Origin of the sequence: Pseudomonas sp. S35 (assembly GCF_009866765.1) — a bacterium.
GTDB lineage: Bacteria > Pseudomonadota > Gammaproteobacteria > Pseudomonadales > Pseudomonadaceae > Aquipseudomonas.
Genome location: NZ_CP019431.1, coordinates 4,723,697 through 4,745,754 on the forward strand (window position 1 = coordinate 4,723,697; position 22,058 = coordinate 4,745,754).

Sequence of the window (22,058 nt, forward strand, 5' to 3'; positions counted from 1 at the left end):
TCATGAATAATAAAAACAACGATAAAAGTATTCGCAAAATAGAAACCAACGGGGTCGAACAGATCCCGGACCACGAACGCACCGCCAGCCCCAAGGATCTGTTCCGCCTGATCTTCGGTGGTGCCAATACCTTTGCCACGGCCGTACTGGGCTCGTTCCCGGTGCTGTTTGGCTTGTCATTCCAGGCCGGTGTCTGGGCGATTGTGCTGGGTGTGCTGGTGGGTGCGGTGATCCTGGCGCCGATGGGCCTGTTCGGGCCGATCAATGGCACCAACAACGCCGTGTCTTCCGGTGCGCACTTTGGAGTGCACGGGCGGATTGTTGGTTCGTTTCTGTCGCTGCTGACGGCGATTGCCTTCTTCTCACTGTCGGTGTGGAGTTCAGGCGATGCATTGGTCGGTGGTGCGAAACGTCTGATCGGCTTGCCGGAAACCGACCTGACCCTGGGCCTGGCCTACGGGCTTTTTGCCCTGCTGGTACTTACGGTGTGCATCTACGGCTTTCGCTTCATGCTATGGGTCAACCGCATTGCGGTGTGGGCGGCGAGCTTGCTGTTTTTACTGGGCATCTTCGCGTTTGCACCGGCGTTCGACAGCCACTTCGCCGGCAGCGTCGCCTTGGGCCAGACCGGCTTCTGGGCCGCGTTTATCGGTGCGGCGCTGGTGGCCATGAGCAACCCGATTTCCTTCGGTGCGTTCCTCGGTGACTGGTCGCGCTACATCCCGCGTGAGACGCCAAAGATACGCATCATGCTGGCGGTGGTTGCGGCACAGGTCGCCACCTTGATCCCGTTCCTGTTCGGCCTGGCCACCGCGACCATCGTCGCGATCAAGGCACCGGACTACATCGCGGCCAACAACTACGTCGGCGGCTTGCTGGCGGTGGCGCCGACCTGGTTCTTCCTGCCGGTGTGCCTGATCGCGGTGATCGGCGGCATGTCTACCGGCACCACCTCGCTGTATGGCACGGGGTTGGACATGTCCAGCGTATTCCCGCGCTTGCTCTCACGGGTCAAGGCGACGTTGCTGATCGGGGTGATGTCGATTGCCTTCATCTTTATCGGACGTTTCGCAGCCAACCTGGTGCAGAGCGTGTCGACCTTCGCCGTGCTGATCATCACCTGCACCACACCGTGGATGGTGATGATGATCATCGGCCTGATCGTGCGCCGCGGCTTTTACTGCCCGGATGACCTGCAAGTGTTTACCCGCGGGGAAACCGGCGGGCGCTACTGGTTCAGCCATGGCTGGAACTGGCGTGGGCTGGGGGCGTGGATTCCCAGTGCGTTGGTGGGCCTGTGCTTCGTCAACTTGCCGGGGCAGTTTGTCGGGCCACTGGGCAATTTGGCCGAGGGCATTGATATCAGCTTGCCGGTGACGCTGGGGTTGGCGTCGGTGGTGTATCTGACGTTGCTGCGGCTGTTTCCGGAACCGGCTTCTGTTTACGGACCGACTGATCCGCGCAGCAAGGGCATGGATTCGCTCGCTGAATCGGCGATGCAACGCGCCGCCTGACCTCATAAAAAAGATAATCGGAGACTCGCCGTCATGGCTTTGGATTTATTCGTCGTACTCATCTACGCCGCCGGCATGCTCGTGCTCGGCTATTACGGCATGCGCCGCGCCAAGACCCACGAAGACTACCTGGTGGCCGGCCGCAACCTCGGCCCGTCGCTGTACATGGGCACTATGGCTGCCACGGTATTGGGCGGTGCATCCACCGTCGGTACCGTGCGCCTGGGTTATGTGCATGGGATCTCCGGCTTCTGGCTGTGCGCCGCCCTGGGCATGGGGATCATTGCGCTGAACCTGTTCCTGGCCAAGCCGTTGTTGAAGCTGAAGATTTTCACCGTGACCCAGGTATTGGAGAAGCGCTACAACCCTATGGCCCGCCAGGCCAGCGCGGTGATCATGCTGGCCTACGCGCTGATGATCGGCGTGACCTCGATCCTGGCCATCGGCACGGTGCTGCAAGTGCTGTTCGGCCTGCCGTTCTGGATCTCGGTGTTGCTGGGCGGCGGCGTGGTGGTGGTGTATTCGACCATTGGTGGCATGTGGTCGCTGACCCTCACCGATATCGTGCAGTTCGTGATCAAGACCGTCGGCCTGATGTTTATCCTGCTGCCGATCTGCCTGTACCGCGTCGGCGGCTGGGATGAACTGGTGGCCAAATTGCCCGCGTCGAGCTTCAGCTTCACCGCGATCGGCTGGGACACGATCATCACGTACTTCATGATCTACTTCTTCGGCATCCTGATCGGCCAGGACATCTGGCAGCGGGTATTCACCGCCCGTGACGAAAAGGTCGCCAAGTACGCCGGTACCTTCGCCGGTTTCTACTGCATCCTCTACGGGCTGGCCTGTGCCCTGATCGGCATGGCCGCCCACGTACTGATCCCGGACCTGGACAACGTCAACAACGCGTTTGCGGCCATCGTCAAAGTATCGCTGCCGGACGGCATTCGTGGCCTGGTGATTGCCGCCGCACTGGCGGCGATGATGTCCACCGCCAGCGCTGGCCTGCTGGCCGCCTCCACCGTATTGACCGAAGACCTGCTGCCGCGCCTGCGTGGCGGTAAACAGTCGAGCCTGGCGATCAACCGCCTGTTTACAATGCTCACGGGGATTGCCGTACTGGGTATCGCGCTGGTGGTAAACGATGTGATCAGCGCCCTGACCCTGGCGTACAACCTGTTGGTGGGCGGCATGTTGATCCCGCTGATGGGCGCGATCTTCTGGAAGCGCGCAACCACCTCCGGGGCGATTGCGTCCATGACGCTGGGCTTTGTGACCGCGCTGGTGTTCATGTTCAAGGATGGATTGGATGCGAACACGCCGATCTACTACAGCCTGGCAGTAGGGCTGGTGAGTTTTGTGCTGGTGAGTGTGCTGTCGCGCCGGCCAGAGGCAACGGCAACTCGGGTGGCGTGAGGGATAACAGGATTTAAAGCGGTTTCTTCAGCGGGCGCGACGTCGGATGTCGCGCCCGTTTTTTTATCGCTCAACAGACAGGTTTTGGTTTGCCTGAATGATTTCCTGGACCAGGGACGCCCATACCAATGCTTGGGTTGTGCCGGCGGCATAGGTGCCACCGGCGGCGATTTGATGGTGGGCGGCCCAATAAACAATCGATAGTCCATCTGAGGTGCCAGGCCTGGCACATTCGATTATGTGCAAGTCGCCATTTTCGATTGCACTGCGGTAAGACATTGGAAAGTGCAGAGAAACAGCGGCCAGGCACGCTGTCAGAATTTGCTCCTTGTACTCCGACGCAGAGTCAGGCGGAACCTGTCCACCGGAGACAAGAATACAGTCACCGTCCAATCGGCAGTTCATGACGCCAATTGGCAGATCGTATTGCAGCTTGAGACCACGCATTTGGGCCCCTTCATTACCCACAGCGCGCAGCTTGAAAAACCAGCCGATGATCGGGATAACTTCTGGCTCCTCTACGCCCATAGCAGTGACGACGAAGTGTTCTCTGCTCAGCTCAGCAATTTGGACTGAACTCAGATGCTGAATATGGAACTGAACCCCCGAGCGCTGCAACAGCGCCTCTATTTCATCCATTAGATGGATAAATTCGACATCGTAGCCTGATACCTCAATAGCTCGACTGATTCCTGGGACGCCATAACGCTCCAGAAACTGTTGTTGATTTATTTCTGCGAATTCACCCTTAGTTTTGCCACTAGGCCACGGCCTGTTTTCGATGTCGCGTTGCTCACCTATCGCGGCAGCTACCCCGCTCGCATCTTCCCTGTAACAGCGTACAACCCGCGCTCGCGCGAATTGCGCCAGCGACGGATTGTCAGCCAGGAGTTTTTCAAACAACTCAATGCCGGCGCGGTTGCACTCAACTGCAAGATGCTGATTTCCGGAAAGTAGATAGTCGTTATGTAGCGGCTTTGCAGTCGTCTCCGTCGCTGACAGATGGCGCATGTTCACACGTTTATGACTGGCACCATCACTCTCCCGACTTCCCCCATAGACGGTGACCTGATAATTCGCCAAGCGACACATCACAGCCTGGAGCAGGCCGTTAATCCCTCTGCCGATAATCGATATATGCGGCGCATCGGTATCTGCATGCAGGGAGGGAATCGCCAATGAGTGTGCAAGTTTACGCCTGACAAGGCCGCGCAAGGCCATCAAACTCAGCTGAACAGAAACAGCATAATCAAGGTCGCAATGGCAGTCTTCGCTGGTTGCCGCCTGCACCGTCAGCGTCGCTGGTCTGCGCCAAGTGGTGACACTACAACCGAGCGCATGTGTACGCATCCGAAACGCATCCAATGTCGTAGGCCCGTAATCCAAGACTAATTGGATGTCTTGAGCCTCTGACAGGGCCTGTAAAGCATCGTCGCTGAACACGTCCGGTTTGGCGACGCAGATCAGGCGAGCGTGTCTGTGCATACACTCAATGAGGGCCTGGTCGATACGCTGGGTGGACTCATCATTCAGGGATAAACAGATGGCGACAGCGCTGGCACCCTGCAGCGCCTCGAACCAGTCCGTCACAAATGACACTCGGCTATCGGTAGACACTATCCCGGTAGCCTCCGGCGCTCGGCCGCGTGGACTCAACACTTTAATCCGAACATCCGGATCTCGATCAACTAACAGCTTGACCAACTCTTTGCCCACATTGCCGTATCCCAGCACACTGATGTCATGGGGGATGGAACCATTGGCCAGTCTCAGCCAGTGCGCGATATAAGCTGCAACATGCGGTGCGTTGACCCCGGGCGTATTGACCACTCGAATCCCGTTGGACTCGCATAGATCTAGCCGTATCTTATCCAGACTTGTACCTCTGCGGATCAAACAGAGGTCTCCAAATGGGTGGGATACACGCCATTGGTCGATAACATCTCCATCAATGGATTGGTCGCCGACTATGACAGTTGACGGACGTAGTAATGCGATCTGTATGAGCAGGGTTTGTTTGGTTAATGAAGGGGGAAGAAAAACAACGTTGCTGGGGGCGGCTGCCTTCCAGGCTCTCGATACAGGTGCGATATGCAAAACATGTTCAGCAATGGCGATAAGTGACGCGGCAACTGGCGGAATGGGCGAGCGCACCATAACTTTGTCTCCAGCAATTTTGAATCAACTCATACTTCTGCCCTTTTTAGGAAATTACAGAAACGTAAACGATACGTATCTATTCCTAATAAAACTCAACCTACGCTTATATTAAAAATAAAATAAGCCAGATAATTCTGACAGCACGGTAGTCCGATTCTGATAGCTAAAATCCAAAGACTGACATGCAAGAGGTGGTGAGAAGAGAATTCAAACGCATATGTCAGCGGGCACGACGCTGGATATCGCAGCCGCTTTTTCGTTTGATGCAAAGCAAACGTGGGAGCGGGCTTGCTCGCGAATGCGGTTTATCAGTCAACTTAACCATCAACTGACACACCGTATTCGCGAGCAAGCCCGCTCCCACATTTAAACCCGCTGCCGTCGGAAGGCCGGGCCTTACCGGCGACGTGGACGCCGCTGTTCATCATCCGTACGAATTGGCACCGGCTGCAGCGGCGGCTCGATCAAGCCCAGTGCAACACCCAGATCATGGAGCCAGTTTTGAATTTTCTCTTTCATGGTTTGCCCCCTTTGAGGGTAATGCTGGTAGGCGCATGTTCTGTCGCCCTTTCCTACACTGATAGTAGCCCTAAGTCCTACGTATTGCATGAACGAAACCACAACGAACTATTACCGAATTCATCCAAATGCTGACGGATCGATCAAGCAATGGCGCGCATGTCTTTCAGCGACGCTGCCTGCCCCTCTTGTTGCAGGTCAATCCACGCATTGAGGTTAGCGCCGAGCATACCCTTTCGCCACATGAGCCAGGTGGTCGCAGTGGCAAATTGCCCGGTCAGCGGATGAACGGACACACTATCCTTGCCCGGCAGGCTGTCGAGCATGGATTGAGACATCAATGCCACCCCGGAACCAGCGATCACACATGCGAGCATGCCTTGATAAGACTCGATCTCAATCGCCCGCCCCATCGCCACGCGCTCGTGGGCAAACCAGCTTTCCAGGCGTGCGCGATAGGCGCAACTGCGTCGGAACGTGAACACCGAGCGCCCAACGACATCCTGGGGGCCGCGCACGGGTGGATGGTCGGCTTCGCAGATCAGCACCAGTTTTTCTTCGCACAACTGCACGCCGTCCAACGTGGCGATGGACAGCGGGCCATCGACAAACGCTGCATCCAGACGCCCGGTAATCAGCCCTTCCAGCAACTCACCGCTGGGCGCTGACTGCACCTGCAAATTCACCATCGGGTAGGCCTTGTGATAACCCGCCAGCAATTTGGGCAAATGCACCGCGCCGGTGCTGTACATGCTGCCCAGCACAAAGTCGCCGGCAGGCTGCCCGCCCTGCACGGCGCCGTGGGCTTCATCGTGCAGCGCCAGCAGGCGGGTGCTGTAGTCCAGCAAAACCTTGCCCGCAGGCGAAAGCTGCAAGCGCTGGCGTTCACGCACGAACAGGTCGACACCGAGTTGCTCCTCCATCTGTTTGAGCCGGGTCGACAGGTTCGACGGCACACGGTGCAAGCGCTCGGCCGCACGGGTGATGGAGCCCTCTTCCGCCACGGCCTGGAAAATGCGCAATTGACTGAACTCCATACCTTTCTCCAAAACTGAACAAGTTACTCACTATTATTCATTTTTACAGAAAGTCAATGCGCTTTAGGCTGAAGGTCATTCGTTTCCCAGCAGGACACCTGACCATGTCACCCCTGATTCGCTTACTCGCCAGCTTTATCGCCCTGATGATGGCTATGGGCATTGGCCGCTTCGCCCTCACCCCACAAATGCCGCATTTGCTCAACGAAGGGCAGATCGACTTGACCGGCGCAGGCCTGATCGCCGCCGCCAATTACCTCGGGTATTTGGTGGGAGCAGTGGATTCGATTTTCGCCCGCAGCCATCACCATGTGCGCGGGCGCTTGTACGGCGGGCTGTGGCTCTGCGTGCTACTGACGCTCGCTTCGTATTGGGCCCACGGGTTCTGGCCGCACCTGCTATTGCGCTTTGGCACCGGTGTCGCCAGCGCATGGGCGCTGGTAATGATCACCAGTCTGAGCCAGCCGCTGGCAATTGCCGCCGGGCGCCCTCGCCTGGGTGCACTGGTATTTGCCGGGCCAGGCCTGGGGATTGTGTTGACGGGGTTGTTGGCACTGGGCTCAAACCTGCTGGGACAAAACTCCGCCACGTTATGGTTGCTGTATGGCGTGGTGGCGCTGGTGATGTTACTGGCGATCCTGCCGTTCCTACCAAAGCCCTCAACCGCCGCCCCAGTCGCCCGCGATAGCGAAGCGCGCAGCAATGGCAGCATCACGCACCTGTGCTGGATTTATGTGCTGTTCGGACTGGGTTACATCATCCCCGCGACCTTTCTGTCACAGATGGCCAGCGCCCAGCTCAAAGGCGCGTGGCAGGCCGACCTGTTCTGGCCGTGCTTTGGCCTTGCAGCAGCGATTGGCGTGGGCGTCGCAAGCTTGCGCCGCAAGGACCCGGCCACCACACGCCGCTGGCTGATGGCAACGTTGTGGCTACAGGCGGCCGGCGTGTTCGCCTGCTTGCTGGGCAATGGCTGGGGTCTCGCATTGGGGGTGTTATTGTGCGGCGGGCCGTTCCTGGCGTGCATGCAGTTGGTGATGGCGCGTCTGCGCGAGGTCGCGCCCCACGGCTACCAGCGCAGCACAGGGGTACTGACCGCCAGCTTTGCCATCGGCCAATTGAGTGGACCGTTGCTGGCGTCGGTCAGCAACCACATGAGCGGCGGCCTGCAGCCGGCGTTGGTGATCGCCGGTGCAGGCCTGTTAATGGCTGGCAGCGTATTGGTCAGCCAGCAACCAGCGGCGTCGGCGCACGAACCTGCTCGCGCCGTGCCAGTACCAGGAAAAACAGCCCACCCAGGAAGCACCCGGTAAACCAGGCGAAGTTGGCCATGCCCTGCAACGCCGGGGTGAAGGTGATCGCGACGCCCACCAGTGTCGCGGGCACCAGCGCCTTGACTGCCGTCCAGTTCACGCCGCCGTCGAAGTAATAGCGCCCGCTCGGGCTGTCATCGAACAACGCATCCACGTCGATCTTCTGTTTTTTGATCAGGTAGAAATCCACCAGCAGAATCCCGAACAGAGGCCCGATGAACGCGGCGAGGATATCCAGGGTGTAGTGGATCATCAGCGGGTTATTGAACAGGTTCCACGGGGTGATAAAGATCGAGGCCACGGCGGCGATCATGCCGCCGGCGCGCCAGCTGATTTTGCTCGGCGCGACGTTGGCGAAATCAAATGCCGGTGAAACGAAGTTGGCCACGATATTGATGCCAATCGTCGCCGTCACGAAGGCGAAGGCCCCCAGCAGCACGGCCATGCTGTTGTCGATCCGCGAAACCGTCGCGATCGGGTCATGCAACATTTCGCCAAACACCGGCAAGGTGCCCGAGACGATCACCACCGTCACCAGGGAGAACGCCAGGAAATTCACCGGCAGGCCCCAGAAGTTTCCGCGTCGCACGTCCTGCATGCTGCGGCAGTAGCGGCTGAAATCGCCGAAATTCAGCGTTGGCCCGGAGAAGTACGACACCACCAGCGCCGTGGCCACGATCACTTGGCCAAACGCTTGCCAGCCCGACAGGGACTTTTCCGACAGGGTAAAGCTGATGTTGGACCAGCCGGCCTTCCACACGATCCAGCCGGCCAGGGCGAACATCACCGCATACACCACCGGCCCCGCCCAGTCGATAAAACGGCGGATGGATTCCATCCCGGCCCAGAACACCGCAGCTTGCAGCGCCCACAGGCTAAGGAAACCAAACCAACCAAGGTAGGACAGGCCCGCAAAATGCGGCTCGGCATACACCGCCATCTGTGGGAAAAAGCGCAGCACCACAATGATCAGCGCACTGGATGCCAGGTAGGTCTGGATCCCGTACCAAGCCACCGCGATCAAGCCGCGGATCACGGCGGGAATATTCGCGCCAAACACGCCAAACGCCAGCCGGCAGATCACCGGGTAAGGCACCGCGGCCTGCTGACTCGGCTTGGCCACCAGGTTGGCAATCAACTGCACGATGCAGATGCCGGCGAGCAAGGCGATCAGTACCTGCCAACTGGCCAGCCCCAAGGCAAACAAGCTGGCGGCGAACACATACCCGCCGACGCTGTGCACGTCGCTCATCCAGAAGGCGAAGATGTTGTACCAGGTCCACTTTTGCGGCAGTGGGCCCAAGTCTTGGTTATAGAGACGCGGGCTGTAGCCTTTGGGCAATTGTTCGGTCATCGCTGGGCTCCTCGAAATACCTGCCTGCGCTTCCGTCGCGGTGTGCATACGGGAGGCGGCATGGTTTGTATACGAGATAGTCAGCAGAATACGTGCCAATGGCACACAATCGCTCTACAACGACGTTTCAAAGGGAGTTACCGTGGTTTAGTTCAGGGGGCTTCGCTCAGCAACGGTGCACATCAATCCTGTACACAATCACCTACGCACCCGATGTGCACACAAGTACCCAACAGTGCAGCACATCGCCGTAAGGAAGGTACCCCACGCCATGTCCATCCCGGCCAAGCCGGCAGACCAGGCCTGCAGCGTGGCCCAGTTGCTCAGGTCATAAGTGCCGTAGGCCACCAGGCCCAGCAACGCGCCCAGTCGCGCCGCGCGCTGCCAGCTCGCGCTTGGCAAGACCACGAACACCACACAACCTAGGACATACAGGAGATAGAACATTATTGCGGGCAACAGGCGGGGCTGATCAAGCATCAGCGGGCCCAGCAGCGATTTGTAGGTTGGCCCCATAAGGACGCCAAGCCACAGGCCGTCGAGCACCAAAAAAGCCAGTAAGGTGCCGAGGTAAGCGAACAACGATTTTTTAGACATCGGGCGGACCTTTGTGTAGGAGCGAGCTTGCTCGCGAAAATATCCCAGGCCCATCGCGCTAGCAGATGTACCCTTTTCGCGAGCAAGCTCGCTCCTACACAAGAGCCGGCCTCAATCAGCTAAGTTCAATGCGATCCGCATGGATCACAATCTGACCTTGCTTGTAGAGCGCACCAATAGCCTTCTTGAAGTTGCCCTTGCTCACGCCGAACAAGTTGCTGATCACCGTCGGGTCGCTTTTATCGCTGACCGGCAAAGTGCCGTTGTTTTCGCGCAACTTGGCAAGGATCTTCGAGTTGAGGCTGGAGGCCGCTTCCTGGCCGACCGGTTGCAGGCTCAGGCTGATGTTGCCATCGGCGCGGATCTCTTTGATAAAGCCTTTCTCTTCCTTGCCCGGGCGCAGGAACTTGAACACTTCGTTCTTGTGGATCAGGCCCCAGTGCTTGTTGTTGATGATCGCCTTGAAGCCCATGTCGGTGGCCTCGGCGACCAGCAGGTCGACTTCCTGGCCCACGACGTAGTTGGCCGGGGTCTTGTCCAGGTAGCGGTCAAGGCGTGCGGTCGCGGTGATACGCTTGGTGTGCTTGTCGAGGTAGACGTGCACCACGCAGTATTCGCCGGCCGTCATCTGACGTTTTTCTTCCGAGTACGGCAGCAACAGGTCCTTCGGCAAGCCCCAATCAAGGAACACACCAATACTGTTGACTTCCACCACTTTCAAACTGGCGAATTCGCCGACCTGAACTTTGGGTTTCTCGGTGGTGGCGATAAGTTTGTCATCGCTGTCCAGATAAATGAAAACGTTCAGCCAGTCTTCATCTTCACTGGGAATATCCTTGGGGATATACCGATTAGGCAAGAGGATTTCGCCATCTTGCGCACCATCGAGGTACAAACCGAAGTTAGTGTGCTTAACCACTTGTAAACTGTTGTAGCGCCCGACTAGAGCCATTTCCAATACCCTCATTGCGTGGGCGGCATTCTACCCGGTTTGCGCATGCCACGCGCGTACGCCGCAAAAATCAAGGGGTGGCGTGGCGTTCCAATGGCACGGCCCCGCTCGTCCGATCGGTCAGCCTGATTTGGCCGTGCCGCCGACACCGAGTACCCACCGGGTTTCGAGCTAAAACAGCAAGTTAGCGGCTTATTTCAAAGATGAACTTTGGCCATTTGCAGGCGCAAGACTTATTCTTGGCAGATATTTACCAAGCAATTGTCAAGTATTTCCTGTACGATGCCTGGCCAAGTTAATTTTCTACAGGTTAGTGGCCGCCATGCGCGTAAAAGCATCCAACAGCAAAGCAAAGCCAGCTCCCGCCGTTGAAACCAGCGAATCGATCAACAGCCAGATCGCTGCTTTCCTCAAGTCCGGTGGCGAAATCCAGCAAATTGCCAAGGGCGTGAGCGGCCAGACTTTCGGCCCGTCCAAGCAGATCAGCCTGGGCAAAAAGTAAAACCTGCGCAGTACACCTGGTCCCTAAGCGTCTTGCTCTCAAGGCGCTAGGACTAGAGCCAGAAACACCCTCCCAGTCCATTCAATACCGTGCTAATCGACGAACGGGCCTCACCGCCGGGCATTCGCCGGTATGCTTGCACACGTCTAGAACGGGCATCTGCTCGATCCTCCCGGTTACTGCTCCTCGCTTTTCATGGAGTGAAGCATGCTCAAATCCTGCATTTTTCTGGTCAGCACATTAGTGGCTTGCCCCCTCGCCGAAGCGCAGATCTTCCAGCGCGAATTGGGCGACTTCGACCTGAAATTGGGCACCACTCCCAGTCGCAGCATGGCGCAGGGTTTGGTCAAGCCTACGTCGCCGGGCAGTGATTCGTTCCATGGCGGGCTGGACCTCAGCCACGACAGCGGGTTGTATTTCGGCCAATTTTCGCCAAACATGGGCCTATCCTCGGCCAGTACCCTGGAAGTCGACTCCTACATGGGCTTCAAACACCCCTTCGACCAGACCTTGGGCTACGAAGTCGGCTTGATCCACTACAGCTACCCCAAGCTCAGCCCCCTCGACAGCCAGGAGTTCTACGGAGGCCTTAACCTGCTGGGCAATCGCTTCGGCGCATCCTTCAGCAATGACCCGGACCGCCAGGACAGCACCCTTTTCGCCGACCTTGGCGGCACCCAGCCCTTCGGCATCGGGGTGAGCATGAAGTACACCACCCATCAGCTGGGTACGCCGGCCTCGGTAGACGGCGGCACCATCAGCAGCTTCAGTGACTGGTCGGTGCAATTCTCACGCGCGTGGAAGGGCATCGACCTGGACCTGATCTACAGCGACTCCAGCCTCAACGGCGGCGATTGCTCGGCCTACTCCGGACACAATTCGCAATGCGACGGCCTGTTGACCTTGAAGGCCGCTCGGTCGTTTTATTGATGGGCTGAACTGTCGCGCCCGGCGCGGGTTCCCATGCATTGACTCCCTCTGCCCAAGGACACGCCCATGCTGCGTCGGCTCAAACTGCTGGTGGTACTGCTGACCCTGAGCCTGGTGCTCGCCGGCTGCAACCGCGTAGGCCTGGCCTATCGCAACCTGGACGTGATCATCCCCTGGACCCTCAATGACTACCTGGAGATGAACGCCGGGCAGAAGAGCTGGTTCAACGATAAGCTCAAAGAGCACCTGGCCTGGCACTGCACCACACAATTGCCTGGCTACCTGGACTGGCTGGACCGCCTGCAACAGATGGTCGATGCCAACCAAGTGAGCGACGCCGCGCTGCAAGCCCGCACCCAGGAAGCCAAGCAAGCCATTGCCGAGGTGGCCCGTGAGATCACGCCATCAGCCATAGAATTGCTCAAGGGCCTGGACGATCAACAGGTCAAGGAAATGAACGACGCCCTCGCCAAGGACCTGCGCAAACGCCAGGACGACTACCTCAAGCCGCCCCTTGCGCAACAAATCAGCGAACGCGCCGAGCGCATGAGCAAGCGCCTGGACGCCTGGATGGGCCCGCTTAGCGCCAGCCAGCAGAACCGTGTCACCGCCTGGTCCATCGCCTTGGGCGAGCAGAACCAAGCGTGGATCGGCAACCGTGCCCTTTGGCAGGCGCAATTCATCGACGCGGTGCAGCAACGCCACAGCGCCGACTTCCCACAGAAAATTCAACAATTGCTGGTGGACCGTGAACGCCTGTGGACCCCGCAATACCGCGTAGCGTATGCCCAGACCGAAACGGCTGCGCGCAGCCTGCTCGTCGACGTGATGGCCGAAAGTACCGTGCAGCAACGCCAAAAGCTCACCCAGAAAATCGACAAGGTGCGCGCTGACTTCCAAGCACTCAAATGCCTGAAAGGCGCGCAATCCTAATTGGGTCCCAGTGTGCCCAGCCACGCTACCAGCCCGAGGATCAGCGCCACTGCACCGAACTCCAGCGCCATGCTGCGCCGCAGTGCGCCGCAGTGCGCCGATGGCTGTGGCGCAATCACCTGCCGTCCATTCCATCAACACCCTGAAGTTCAGCAGCTTGCAGCCCGAGGTTTTCAACCCGTAGACGCCAAAGAGCGCCACGCCAAACACCAGCATCAGGCCCAGATACAGCGCAAAACGCAGCAGGACGGAGATCACCTTAGCGGCAGATTACCGATCCGACAGTCTCACCCGACACCCTCAGCGGTGCCGGGCCGTCAGCGTATCAGGCGATCTGCGCCTTCGACGCGACCTCAGCAAACGTCGCCGGGTCCAGCGCATCGGCCTGTTCATCCAGCACCTGGCGCGGGTGATCGTTGCCCGGAATCGAGCTGTCGATCAATGCCAGCAATTGCGCACCCAGCGGCGTCAGGATGAAATTCTCGCCATTGCCGCCCTCTTCTTCGGGACGCGATTCAATAAAGCCGCGCTTGAACAGCAGCGCTTCATAATCGGCGGCGGTCTTTTTCAGCGCATCCAGGTTACCGGTGGATTCGCCAGCCGTGGCCTTCTCGGCCGCTTCCTGCTCGGCGTATTTGCGCGGGGCAAAGCTGCCTTCGCCGTTCTGCACTTCATGCAGCAGACGTTCGATCAAATCCCAGTTGTAAGTCGTCATCCTGATTCCTCCTGCGGGCATGGAAAAGTGGCCCGTCAACAGCTGTGACCTGTCCCGCTACCAGCCGTTCAGCCCATCGGACGGGCGTCATTTCTCTGAACTTTCCAGACGTTCGCCCCCTCAACCGCACATCATCACCAAGGAGGTACAACCATGAACACCCTTAGAAACCTGGCCATCGCCGCCACCCTGCTCAGCGCCCTGCCCGTCTGGGCCTGCACGCCCGAGGAGGCCACGACCAAACGAGAGCAGTTGGCCACGCAAGTCGCCAAGCTCACCGAGCAGAACCCTACCAAGGCCAAGGAAATCAACGACGAGTTGCAGAAGATGGACCTGGACACCGAAAGCGCGGAGTTCCCTGACAAGTGCCAGTTGATCGACGCCCGTCTTAAAGAGCTGAAAGAAGCGGCCGCCAACGCGAAAAACTGAAGGCATAAAAAAACCGGACAATGTCCGGTTTTTTCACATCGGCCCAGGCTTATTCGGCAGCCGGTGCTTCTGGCTTGCGGCGCTTGAGCGGGGCCATGCCGTCTTTGCTGACGAGCGACAGGTTGTCGGTCTTCGGACGGTTGGCGATCTTGCGCTTGGTCGGCGACTTGGCGCCGGTTTTCTTCTTGTCGCCCTTGGCGTCGGTCTTTTTCTTCTTCACGCCAACGGCCTTGCCCGACGCCTTGACCTTCTTCGGCCCGGTGTAGGTACCTTTGACTTCCTTGATGGTACGGCGCTCGAACGACTGCTTGAGGTAGCGTTCGATGCTCGACATCAGGTTCCAGTCGCCGTGGCAGATCAACGAGATGGCCAGGCCATCGTTGCCCGCACGCCCGGTACGGCCGATACGGTGCACGTACTCGTCGCCACTGCGGGGCATGTCGAAGTTGATCACCAGGTCCAGGCCATCTACGTCCAGGCCACGCGCGGCAACGTCGGTAGCAACCAGGATCTTCACGCCGCCGGCCTTGAGGCGGTCGATGGCCAGTTTGCGGTCCTTCTGGTCTTTCTCGCCGTGCAGCACGAACGCCTTGTATTCCTGGGCGACCAGGCGGCCGTAGATACGGTCTGCGGCAGCACGGGTGTTGGTGAACACGATGGCCTTCTGATAGGTCTCGTTGGCCAACAGCCAGTTGAGGATCTGCTCTTTGTGCACGTTGTGGTCAGCGGTGACGATCTGCTGGCGCGTGGTCGCGTTCAGGTCGCTGACGTTGTTGACCTGCAAGTGCTCAGGGTTGTTCAGGACCTTGGCGACCATCTCGCGCAGGGTCGAACCGCCGGTGGTGGCGGAGAACAGCATGGTCTGCTGGCGGTTGACGCATTCGGCGACCAAGCGCTGTACGTCGTCGGCAAAGCCCATGTCGAGCATGCGGTCGGCTTCGTCGAGCACCAGCACTTCGACTTCCTTGAGGTCAAGGTTGCCGGCGTTGAGTTGCTCGATCATGCGGCCCGGGGTGCCGATGAGGATATCCGGCACCTTGCGCAGCATGGCGGCCTGGACCTTGAAGTCTTCGCCGCCGGTAATAATGCCGGACTTGATGAAGGTGAACTGCGAGAAGCGTTCGACTTCCTTGAGGGTCTGCTGGGCCAGCTCACGGGTCGGCAGCAGGATCAGGGTCTTGATGCTCACGCGGACCTTGGCCGGGCCGATCAGACGATTCAGAACCGGCAGTACGAAAGCGGCGGTCTTGCCGCTGCCGGTTTGAGCCGTCACCCGCAGGTCACGCCCTTCGAGCGCGAGCGGGATGGCCGCTGCTTGCACAGGCGTAGGCTCGACAAATTTAAGCTCGGCCACGGCTTTGAGCAGGCGTTCGTGCAGGGCGAATTGGGAAAACACGGGTGCTACCTCGAAGAAATACAAAATATCAGCGGCATAGGGTACCGGTTTCGGGCGTCCAAACCGAGTTTCTTTACGCGAACGGCGCGAATCAGCTGCTTTTTTGTTAAGGCTTTTGTCCACAACGTCAACTTTGTCGCACTTAGATGCTCTAATCGCCCCGTCATGTCTTACAGAAGAATCGGTTTCATCCATGGATATCAAACAGCTCTGGCTCAACGTCCAAGACCTCTGGGGCGCCCTCGATCAACACCCCATGCTGCATGCCAGCCTCGGGTTCCTGGTGTTGCTGGTGGTGGCCCTGCTGCTCGGTCGGGTGGCGCGTTACCTGATCCTCCACGCGGTCAAGTTGCTCGGGCGGCAGCCGGCGCTGCACTGGCTCAATGACCTGCGGCACAACAAAGTCTTCCATCGCCTGGCGCAGATGACGCCTTCGCTGGTGATCCAGTTCGGCCTTTACCTGGTCCCGGACCTGAGCAAAACCGCGATATTGTTTATCGGCAATGTGGCGCTGGCCATCAGCATTCTGTTCATGGTGCTGGCGATGAGCGCCCTGCTCAACGCGCTGCTGGACATCTACGCCCGTACCGAACACGCCCGCACCCGCTCGATCAAGGGCTATGTGCAGTTGGCGAAGATGGTGCTGTTCGTGTTTGGCGCGATCATCATCGTCGCCACCTTGATCGACCGTTCGCCGCTGTTGCTGCTGTCGGGCCTGGGTGCGATGTCAGCGGTGATCCTGTTGGTGTACAAGGACACCCTGCTCTCGTTCGTCGCCAGCGTGCAGCTCACCAGCAACGACATGCTGCGCGTGGGCGACTGGATCGAAATGCCCCAGGTCGGCGCCGACGGCGATGTGGTGGACATTACCTTGCACACGGTCAAGGTGCAGAACCACGCGTGAGCTCCTGCGATTTGACGGATCCCGTGAGCTGACCTTAAATGGACGGACATTCTCTTAGAGTATTGTCCATGCCTGAATTAGCCGGAGCTTCCCAAGGCAACTATCACAAGGTCATCCTCAAGGATGTCCGTCTTTGGGAGCCTTGTAATGACCAGGATTCGACTGAATGGCTTGCGCTTCCAGATAACAACACAGGCGACCGCAAGGGTTATTCCATTAGGCCCATGCACCTCCAGCCGCAGTCCGCTCCACGACTCTACGTAATTGTCCAACCAGATGGGGGTCTTTGGCTTGAAGGCTGCCTCTACTTATTCTGGTGCTGGTCTGTAAAGGGAATCAAAGATTCCACCGCTTCGAATGCCGCAGGCGACCTCTCAGACATGATGAACAAACTGACAGACGGTGAAAGAACTTATGACATCTTTCGGGGCCCACAGTCAGAACGGCCAACGTATTACTACAAATCCGAGTTGAAACTTGAGATTGCTCGGGGCCAAATTAAGCGGAAAACAGCGAATCGCAAAATCGGGAACATGATTGGTTTCTACACATGGAAAGTAATGTGCCGGAACTTTAAGCCCGAAGCTGAAATGTGGATATCGACAGTTAAGCGCCGTCGTTATACAGACGCGCATGGAGTCGTCCAAGTGAAGGAAGTGATGGCGACTGATTTGCCCTTCAAAGACAAAGGATCCATATCGACTGGCCGCTTCATCCGTGATGGGGGCAAGCTCTTCCCAATTAATCGCGAAGATCAACAGTCACTTCTCGATGCCCTAATCCAACTGGGGAATACCGAAATGCTACTCACCCATGTAGTAGCGCTTACAACAGGAATGAGAATTCAGTCAATCCTAACGCTTCGGCACAGTTGCGTAATTAGTGGCATAGGCGCGGACAACGACCCCTTCAAATATTCACTCCATCCTGTAACTATAGGAGATGGAGAAATGACCGAAGCTAAAGGCGGCAAAAATCAGGCTGTCGAAATGCCCGCATGGGTTCACCACATGCTAAATATCTACATACATTCTCAACGCCATACAGAGCGCGCCGAAAAATCACCAATAACGGACAACGCTAACCAATACGTATTCCTCACACGAACGGGAAAACCATACTACGTTGCAGAAATCGACCAATCGTTGTTTGGCTTCAGCGCTGAAAAGGGATCTGCAATTCGTCAATTCGCGAAGGTTATTCAGGAACAACTTATGAAAAACAATACATCATTCAACTACCAGTTTCACGATCTACGAGCCACGTTCGGAATGAACTTACTCGAGGACTATATGCAAAGATTGAACAAGGGCGAAATGAATCAACTGGAACTGTTAGACAAACTCAGAAACAGGCTGAATCACGAAGATGTGAACGTAACCTTAGGATACCTCAAGTATAGAAAGGATCATCCGATCCTTGCCCAAGCTCAAACCGAGGTTGAGGCACACCTGGAAGCCATCGTCCTAAGGGAGATCTCCAAGCATGATAAATCAAGAGCGGCACCCCTACGAAATTAATCTTCAAGAATACACACTTGACCAATTCCGCGCTGTAATTACGGCCAGACCTATAGAAGGTCTCGTACTGCAATGCACCGATGACCGTAGAATCGACCTCGGCGCACTCTGTTACACCGAACGCAATTTTGATAGCCGAAAAATGCCTAAGCCAGTCCAGGCTGACTCTTTCGCCGCTCATCGCACACCTTACATTCAACATTGGTGTCTCGAGTACGCCGCAGCGTACCATCTGGGTGGTAGTCCATATACCCTATATACAAATGCGGTGGAGCTGGTGGCGTTTGGTGACTGGTCTGATGACAATGGACACAATGATTTTCTCGAGTGTGCGAATTCTTACAAGCGGGCTCTTGATGGATACACTCATCATTTGATCACTGAAATGAACCGTGAAGACGGAATTTCTGAATACACGGCCAGCCGACTCCAATCTCAAGTATTGAGAACCGCTTCGCTTTTTTACCCAGTAGCCGCTATCAATTTTCGAAACGACTTACCCATCATCTCTGCTAATAGTTCCTCTTCAAATCCTACGAAGACACCATCAGAGCAAGCCATGGCCGAGCATTTAGTGGTCTGCCAATACTTGTTTGACGGCCTCGCCGACTTCGTTCTTCAGAAAAAGTCTTTTCCCCATCGAATTCCGTACATGGAAACTGAAGCACTTTTGTTACCTGCTGAATATGCAATCACAACGCCGGCGATTATTGACTCTACCTGGAAGGTTGGCCATAGCGTCATTTGGGATTATCGGTTGGGCGAAGTGAACTCTCTCGAACAGTGCATGGTGAAAGCAAACCAGTCCCGTCATCAACTAATACCCCAACGAGAGCAAGCGCTTGAGCTTCTTCGAAACGCAAATGCTGACATTTATCACCAGAAGCGTATGTGGCTCGCAGGGTTGGCCCAAGATGCGTTTATCTCCATGTTTGTTGCAAACGCAGGTATAAACGAATCGCAGCTAAGAAGGCTTCTTTGGTCTGAAACTTATGAGACGTCCACGAGCGACCATGCAGGCTTCGTCGTCATAAAATACCGGGCTGGCGACATGGAGCAGCAGTTTGAGATCAAAAAGACATTTCATAAGCAATTTACCAAATTTCTTAAGCTACGTGGTTTTCTATGTCGCAAGAAGACTTCCACCTACTTATTTATAAATTACAAGAAAAACAACACGGCGAATCGCCCTATCAAAGCTAACACCATTCACAGCTTTAACTCTCAGGTACGCAGCTTCCTTGACCCTTTACATCAGGGGCTAAACTTCCAAGGCTTGAGAAAGTACAAGTCCGTCTACCTGCTATCCCAAAACTATACTATCAGCACCGTTTCTGCAGTAATGCAGAACAGCAGTGACACCATTTTGAAACATTATGCACAAGCGGAAGAGAAGCAAGCAATAGACGAGATATCCACCACATTAAGCTATGTCATCACCATTCTGGAGCGCGAACTTAAACTCCCTACCCCAGGGGGAGGATGTTCCGGGGAGCCTCCTTCTGAGGTAGAGGAAACGCCGGAGAACTATCAGCCTGATTGTCGAAACTTTGTTGGGTGTGTTTTCTGCGATGAGTTTCGATTGCACGCTGATGAAGACTCAGTACGCAAATTGCTCAGCATGCGATACGTAACCAGAGAAAGATTGTCTTCATGCGAGGACATAAAGCAATTTAATGCGGTACATGGCAAAGCCATTGAAAAAATCGACTCTATCCTGGCAGAGCTCTTAGAATTAAGGCCAGACATGAAGCCTTTGATAGAACGCGTGCAGGATGAAGTTGAGCTAGAATACAAACTGTCTCCCTACTGGGAGTCCCTCTACGGGCGTTTACTTCGACTCAAGGTGATCAAATGACAGACAACACTCAAAATTCGGGTCGAGCCCACTCTAATAGTTTTTCTGTTTTTCCCACCGATCTCAGCTTTCTGGGCACAGATGTATTCTATGGAATGTCCTTTGCTAGACTCGATTCGAACACGGTGGTTTCCCGCACGCAAAACGGTGAAATCCTGTCACGACTATCATCCGACGAGTGGATTCTTCCCGCCTTTGCTTTCCATGTGGGCGACAATATCTATTTTAATTTCCTGCCATTCTACAACGTTTGCGATCACAAAAACCATAACGTTGAGACTTGCAAAAAGCTTTTCATTATCAAGATGTTTTCAAAAAATCTGAAAAGTGGTCGACCACTACGATTGAGCACCATGCACTCAACGCATCAACTGCTCGCTAAAATCAATGACCATTGCGTATTACACAATCTTAAGCTGGAAAGCATTTTCGAAGAGTTTGACCTTTTCAAAAATTTTCAAGAGGAACTGACTCCTAGCATGAATAAAGCGCTGGTTGCGCTTGTCCGAACTTTGAACAGCATTGACAGCCTTGAACGCGGATTCCCATTGAATGGAACAATATTTCCATACATGCAAAAAGCAGCAAAAGCCATTAGAACTGAGGGCAAACAATTCCCTATCATCCCCAGCAGGATACTTCTATTCAAATATCGCCAATATCACGCTCACATAGATGACTTCTTAGAACATCACCAAAATTTATTCGCCTTGTTAGATCGCGCAGCGGAAAACCCGTACTATGGGAAATCCAATAAAATCCACACCAATCCAAATACGAGAGCCTCAAAACTAGCGACGGCGGAACACTTAGCGCTGCATATAGATAATCCAACCAATTTCAAGAAAGCTGTTCAAGAATACAATCTTGATACCTTGTGCGAAAAATATCAATGGAAGGCGATCATTAATGTTCTTGGCTTTATTACTAAAGTATCGCACTGCGCCAAGAGCCTGATCCACCTATACACCTTGATGCGCGACCACGAAGTTAAAGGATTAACCACCGATTGCTTAGAACGCGTTAAGGGATGGAATAATGATGCACTCTACGTCGCCGGCATCACGACAAAACTCTATAGCACATCGAAGCCGACAAAATGGATTACCACAGATGCAATCCTAAAACCGGTCGACACTCTTACCAAAATCAACCGATTTCTCTCACCGCATTTCAAAACCCCCAATAACCACCTTTTAATTTCGGCAGCAGTACACCCTGTTGCAAATGCCAAACCGTCGAAGGACTACTTGGTAAAAAGAATGGGAGTGGAGGCTGGGTTAGACCCTATACTCATTACAGAGGCTGACATTCAAGAACTTGAAGCAGTCGACCCCCTGAGAAACTGGCGTAGCGATCCGAAATACAAGATAGGAGCTCCTTGGATAATATCTTCTCATCAATTTCGTCGCACCATGGCAGTATTTTGCGCGCAAACAGGACTCATCACTTTACCTTCGTTAAAGAGGTTATTGGGACATCTGACCAAGGTGATGAGCCTCTACTATACTAGGGGATGCTCCGCTCAGAATTACCACTTCAACCTTATCAATCCTGAGCTCGCAGCCGAGCTCAGGAGGGCAAAATCCGAAGCTGACGGTGCCATGTATATTCGTGAAGCACTAAGAACCTCAGAAAAACTGCTAGGCCTCAAAGGTATGGATATCTCAGGCCAGCGCTCAAGTTCCGTTTGGGTAGATCGCGCCGTAGCTGAGACGGTGCAACTAGCAGCTAAAGGCCTAGCGGCCTACACCGAGATCCCACTAGGTGGTTGCGCCTCGCCCGTGCCCTGTGATAAGCGTGCTCATGGTAATTTTTTCACGTGCCCTGGATGCCGCCACCTAATCGGGAAACAATCTGTCCTAGATGCCACATTAGAAATCATGAAGTTTGATATTTCAGAGCTTGACTCCGACAGCATGGAGTACAAAGCTGAAATGCAAAATCTTAAAGATTTTACTGAGCTTCGTGACAGGCTTATAGCCAAATCAAAATAATTTTTTTGTTAAGTA

At 55.6% G+C, this 22,058-nt stretch carries 19 protein-coding genes and 1 pseudogene; 11 read left to right on the forward strand and 9 right to left on the reverse strand.

Annotated elements, in window-relative coordinates:
• The first annotated feature begins 2 nt into the window (after positions 1-2).
• Positions 3-1,514: a cytosine permease gene (locus PspS35_RS21100; protein WP_159936646.1), complete on the forward strand. Its 1,512-nt coding sequence runs from the start codon at positions 3-5 to the stop codon at positions 1,512-1,514.
• A 33-nt stretch (positions 1,515-1,547) separates the two neighbouring features.
• Entirely contained in the window at positions 1,548-2,930 is a 1,383-nt protein-coding gene (locus PspS35_RS21105) for a sodium:solute symporter (RefSeq protein WP_159936647.1), read from the forward strand.
• A gap of 63 nt (positions 2,931-2,993) precedes the next feature.
• On the opposite strand, the gene PspS35_RS21110 is transcribed toward PspS35_RS21105, so the two are convergent.
• The 3 genes from PspS35_RS21110 to PspS35_RS21115 all read right to left on the reverse strand — a co-directional run bounded on the left by PspS35_RS21110 (position 2,994) and on the right by PspS35_RS21115 (position 6,646).
• Positions 2,994-5,087 (reverse strand): FAD-dependent oxidoreductase, encoded by a 2,094-nt coding sequence (locus PspS35_RS21110; protein WP_159936648.1) that lies wholly within the window; start codon positions 5,085-5,087, stop codon positions 2,994-2,996.
• Positions 5,088-5,486: 399 nt separating this feature from the next.
• The gene (locus PspS35_RS30565; RefSeq protein WP_003193089.1) at positions 5,487-5,609 is read right to left on the reverse strand and encodes a PA1414 family protein; all 123 of its coding nucleotides are present in this window, start codon (positions 5,607-5,609) and stop codon (positions 5,487-5,489) included.
• Positions 5,610-5,752: 143 nt separating this feature from the next.
• Positions 5,753-6,646 (reverse strand): LysR family transcriptional regulator, encoded by an 894-nt coding sequence (locus tag PspS35_RS21115; RefSeq protein WP_159936649.1) that lies wholly within the window; start codon positions 6,644-6,646, stop codon positions 5,753-5,755.
• 104 nt (positions 6,647-6,750) lie between these two features.
• Between PspS35_RS21115 and PspS35_RS21120 the strand changes: the two genes are divergently transcribed.
• Positions 6,751-7,956, forward strand: a complete 1,206-nt coding sequence (locus PspS35_RS21120; RefSeq protein ID WP_159936650.1) for an MFS transporter — start codon at positions 6,751-6,753, stop codon at positions 7,954-7,956.
• Here PspS35_RS21120 and PspS35_RS21125 read toward each other — a convergent pair.
• The 3 genes from PspS35_RS21125 to PspS35_RS21135 all read right to left on the reverse strand — a co-directional run bounded on the left by PspS35_RS21125 (position 7,868) and on the right by PspS35_RS21135 (position 10,859).
• Positions 7,868-9,310, reverse strand: coding sequence for an NCS1 family nucleobase:cation symporter-1 (locus PspS35_RS21125; RefSeq protein WP_159936651.1), 1,443 nt, complete (start codon positions 9,308-9,310; stop codon positions 7,868-7,870). The genes PspS35_RS21120 and PspS35_RS21125 overlap by 89 nt on opposite strands.
• A 198-nt stretch (positions 9,311-9,508) precedes the next feature.
• Positions 9,509-9,907 carry a DUF2177 family protein gene (locus tag PspS35_RS21130; RefSeq protein ID WP_159936652.1) on the reverse strand — a complete coding sequence of 133 codons (399 nt, stop codon included), beginning with the start codon at positions 9,905-9,907 and terminating at the stop codon, positions 9,509-9,511.
• A gap of 115 nt (positions 9,908-10,022) precedes the next feature.
• On the reverse strand, positions 10,023-10,859 hold the full coding sequence (locus PspS35_RS21135; protein ID WP_099584054.1) for a S1-like domain-containing RNA-binding protein: 837 nt from the start codon (positions 10,857-10,859) through the stop codon (positions 10,023-10,025).
• 322 nt (positions 10,860-11,181) lie between these two features.
• On the opposite strand from PspS35_RS21135, the gene PspS35_RS21140 reads away from it, so the two are divergent.
• The 3 genes from PspS35_RS21140 (at position 11,182) to PspS35_RS21150 (ending at position 13,224) form a co-directional block, all read left to right on the forward strand.
• Positions 11,182-11,361 (forward strand): hypothetical protein, encoded by a 180-nt coding sequence (locus PspS35_RS21140; RefSeq protein WP_003193095.1) that lies wholly within the window; start codon positions 11,182-11,184, stop codon positions 11,359-11,361.
• Positions 11,362-11,568: 207 nt separating this feature from the next.
• Positions 11,569-12,291 (forward strand): TorF family putative porin, encoded by a 723-nt coding sequence (locus PspS35_RS21145; RefSeq protein ID WP_159936653.1) that lies wholly within the window; start codon positions 11,569-11,571, stop codon positions 12,289-12,291.
• A 66-nt stretch (positions 12,292-12,357) separates the two neighbouring features.
• Positions 12,358-13,224: a DUF6279 family lipoprotein gene (locus PspS35_RS21150; RefSeq protein WP_159936654.1), complete on the forward strand. Its 867-nt coding sequence runs from the start codon at positions 12,358-12,360 to the stop codon at positions 13,222-13,224.
• Here the strand turns inward: PspS35_RS21150 and PspS35_RS30570 are convergent.
• Both PspS35_RS30570 and PspS35_RS21155 read right to left on the reverse strand, forming a co-directional pair.
• On the reverse strand, positions 13,221-13,343 hold the full coding sequence (locus PspS35_RS30570; RefSeq protein WP_275113827.1) for a hypothetical protein: 123 nt from the start codon (positions 13,341-13,343) through the stop codon (positions 13,221-13,223). The genes PspS35_RS21150 and PspS35_RS30570 overlap by 4 nt on opposite strands.
• Positions 13,344-13,549: 206 nt before the next feature.
• Positions 13,550-13,939 (reverse strand): hypothetical protein, encoded by a 390-nt coding sequence (locus PspS35_RS21155; RefSeq protein ID WP_015885270.1) that lies wholly within the window; start codon positions 13,937-13,939, stop codon positions 13,550-13,552.
• A 153-nt stretch (positions 13,940-14,092) separates the two neighbouring features.
• Between PspS35_RS21155 and PspS35_RS21160 the strand changes: the two genes are divergently transcribed.
• Positions 14,093-14,368, forward strand: coding sequence for a hypothetical protein (locus PspS35_RS21160; RefSeq protein ID WP_159936655.1), 276 nt, complete (start codon positions 14,093-14,095; stop codon positions 14,366-14,368).
• 49 nt (positions 14,369-14,417) lie between these two features.
• On the opposite strand, the gene PspS35_RS21165 is transcribed toward PspS35_RS21160, so the two are convergent.
• Positions 14,418-15,764 (reverse strand): DEAD/DEAH box helicase, encoded by a 1,347-nt coding sequence (locus tag PspS35_RS21165; RefSeq protein ID WP_017735367.1) that lies wholly within the window; start codon positions 15,762-15,764, stop codon positions 14,418-14,420.
• Positions 15,765-15,957: 193 nt separating this feature from the next.
• Between PspS35_RS21165 and PspS35_RS21170 the strand changes: the two are divergent.
• From PspS35_RS21170 to PspS35_RS21185, 4 genes and pseudogenes are all read left to right on the forward strand, one after another.
• A pseudogene (locus PspS35_RS21170) lies at positions 15,958-16,659 on the forward strand (mechanosensitive ion channel family protein); the annotation flags it as partial.
• 77 nt (positions 16,660-16,736) lie between these two features.
• Positions 16,737-18,188 (forward strand): site-specific integrase, encoded by a 1,452-nt coding sequence (locus PspS35_RS21175; RefSeq protein WP_159936656.1) that lies wholly within the window; start codon positions 16,737-16,739, stop codon positions 18,186-18,188.
• Positions 18,154-20,046, forward strand: a complete 1,893-nt coding sequence (locus tag PspS35_RS21180; RefSeq protein WP_159936657.1) for an integrase — start codon at positions 18,154-18,156, stop codon at positions 20,044-20,046. The genes PspS35_RS21175 and PspS35_RS21180 overlap by 35 nt, the downstream gene beginning before the upstream one ends.
• Positions 20,043-22,043, forward strand: coding sequence for an integrase (locus PspS35_RS21185; protein ID WP_159936658.1), 2,001 nt, complete (start codon positions 20,043-20,045; stop codon positions 22,041-22,043). Before PspS35_RS21180 ends, PspS35_RS21185 begins: the two co-directional genes overlap by 4 nt.
• Positions 22,044-22,058: the final 15 nt, after the last annotated feature.

Coding starts and splice junctions, on each gene's coding strand:
- PspS35_RS21100 (WP_159936646.1), top strand. CDS start 3: ATGAATAATAAAAACAACGATAAAAGTATTCGCAAAATAGAAACCAAC.
- PspS35_RS21105 (WP_159936647.1), top strand. CDS start 1,548: ATGGCTTTGGATTTATTCGTCGTACTCATCTACGCCGCCGGCATGCTC.
- PspS35_RS21110 (WP_159936648.1), bottom strand. CDS start 5,087: ATGGTGCGCTCGCCCATTCCGCCAGTTGCCGCGTCACTTATCGCCATT.
- PspS35_RS30565 (WP_003193089.1), bottom strand. CDS start 5,609: ATGAAAGAGAAAATTCAAAACTGGCTCCATGATCTGGGTGTTGCACTG.
- PspS35_RS21115 (WP_159936649.1), bottom strand. CDS start 6,646: ATGGAGTTCAGTCAATTGCGCATTTTCCAGGCCGTGGCGGAAGAGGGC.
- PspS35_RS21120 (WP_159936650.1), top strand. CDS start 6,751: ATGTCACCCCTGATTCGCTTACTCGCCAGCTTTATCGCCCTGATGATG.
- PspS35_RS21125 (WP_159936651.1), bottom strand. CDS start 9,310: ATGACCGAACAATTGCCCAAAGGCTACAGCCCGCGTCTCTATAACCAA.
- PspS35_RS21130 (WP_159936652.1), bottom strand. CDS start 9,907: ATGTCTAAAAAATCGTTGTTCGCTTACCTCGGCACCTTACTGGCTTTT.
- PspS35_RS21135 (WP_099584054.1), bottom strand. CDS start 10,859: ATGGCTCTAGTCGGGCGCTACAACAGTTTACAAGTGGTTAAGCACACT.
- PspS35_RS21140 (WP_003193095.1), top strand. CDS start 11,182: ATGCGCGTAAAAGCATCCAACAGCAAAGCAAAGCCAGCTCCCGCCGTT.
- PspS35_RS21145 (WP_159936653.1), top strand. CDS start 11,569: ATGCTCAAATCCTGCATTTTTCTGGTCAGCACATTAGTGGCTTGCCCC.
- PspS35_RS21150 (WP_159936654.1), top strand. CDS start 12,358: ATGCTGCGTCGGCTCAAACTGCTGGTGGTACTGCTGACCCTGAGCCTG.
- PspS35_RS21155 (WP_015885270.1), bottom strand. CDS start 13,939: ATGACGACTTACAACTGGGATTTGATCGAACGTCTGCTGCATGAAGTG.
- PspS35_RS21160 (WP_159936655.1), top strand. CDS start 14,093: ATGAACACCCTTAGAAACCTGGCCATCGCCGCCACCCTGCTCAGCGCC.
- PspS35_RS21175 (WP_159936656.1), top strand. CDS start 16,737: ATGCCTGAATTAGCCGGAGCTTCCCAAGGCAACTATCACAAGGTCATC.
- PspS35_RS21180 (WP_159936657.1), top strand. CDS start 18,154: ATGATAAATCAAGAGCGGCACCCCTACGAAATTAATCTTCAAGAATAC.
- PspS35_RS21185 (WP_159936658.1), top strand. CDS start 20,043: ATGACAGACAACACTCAAAATTCGGGTCGAGCCCACTCTAATAGTTTT.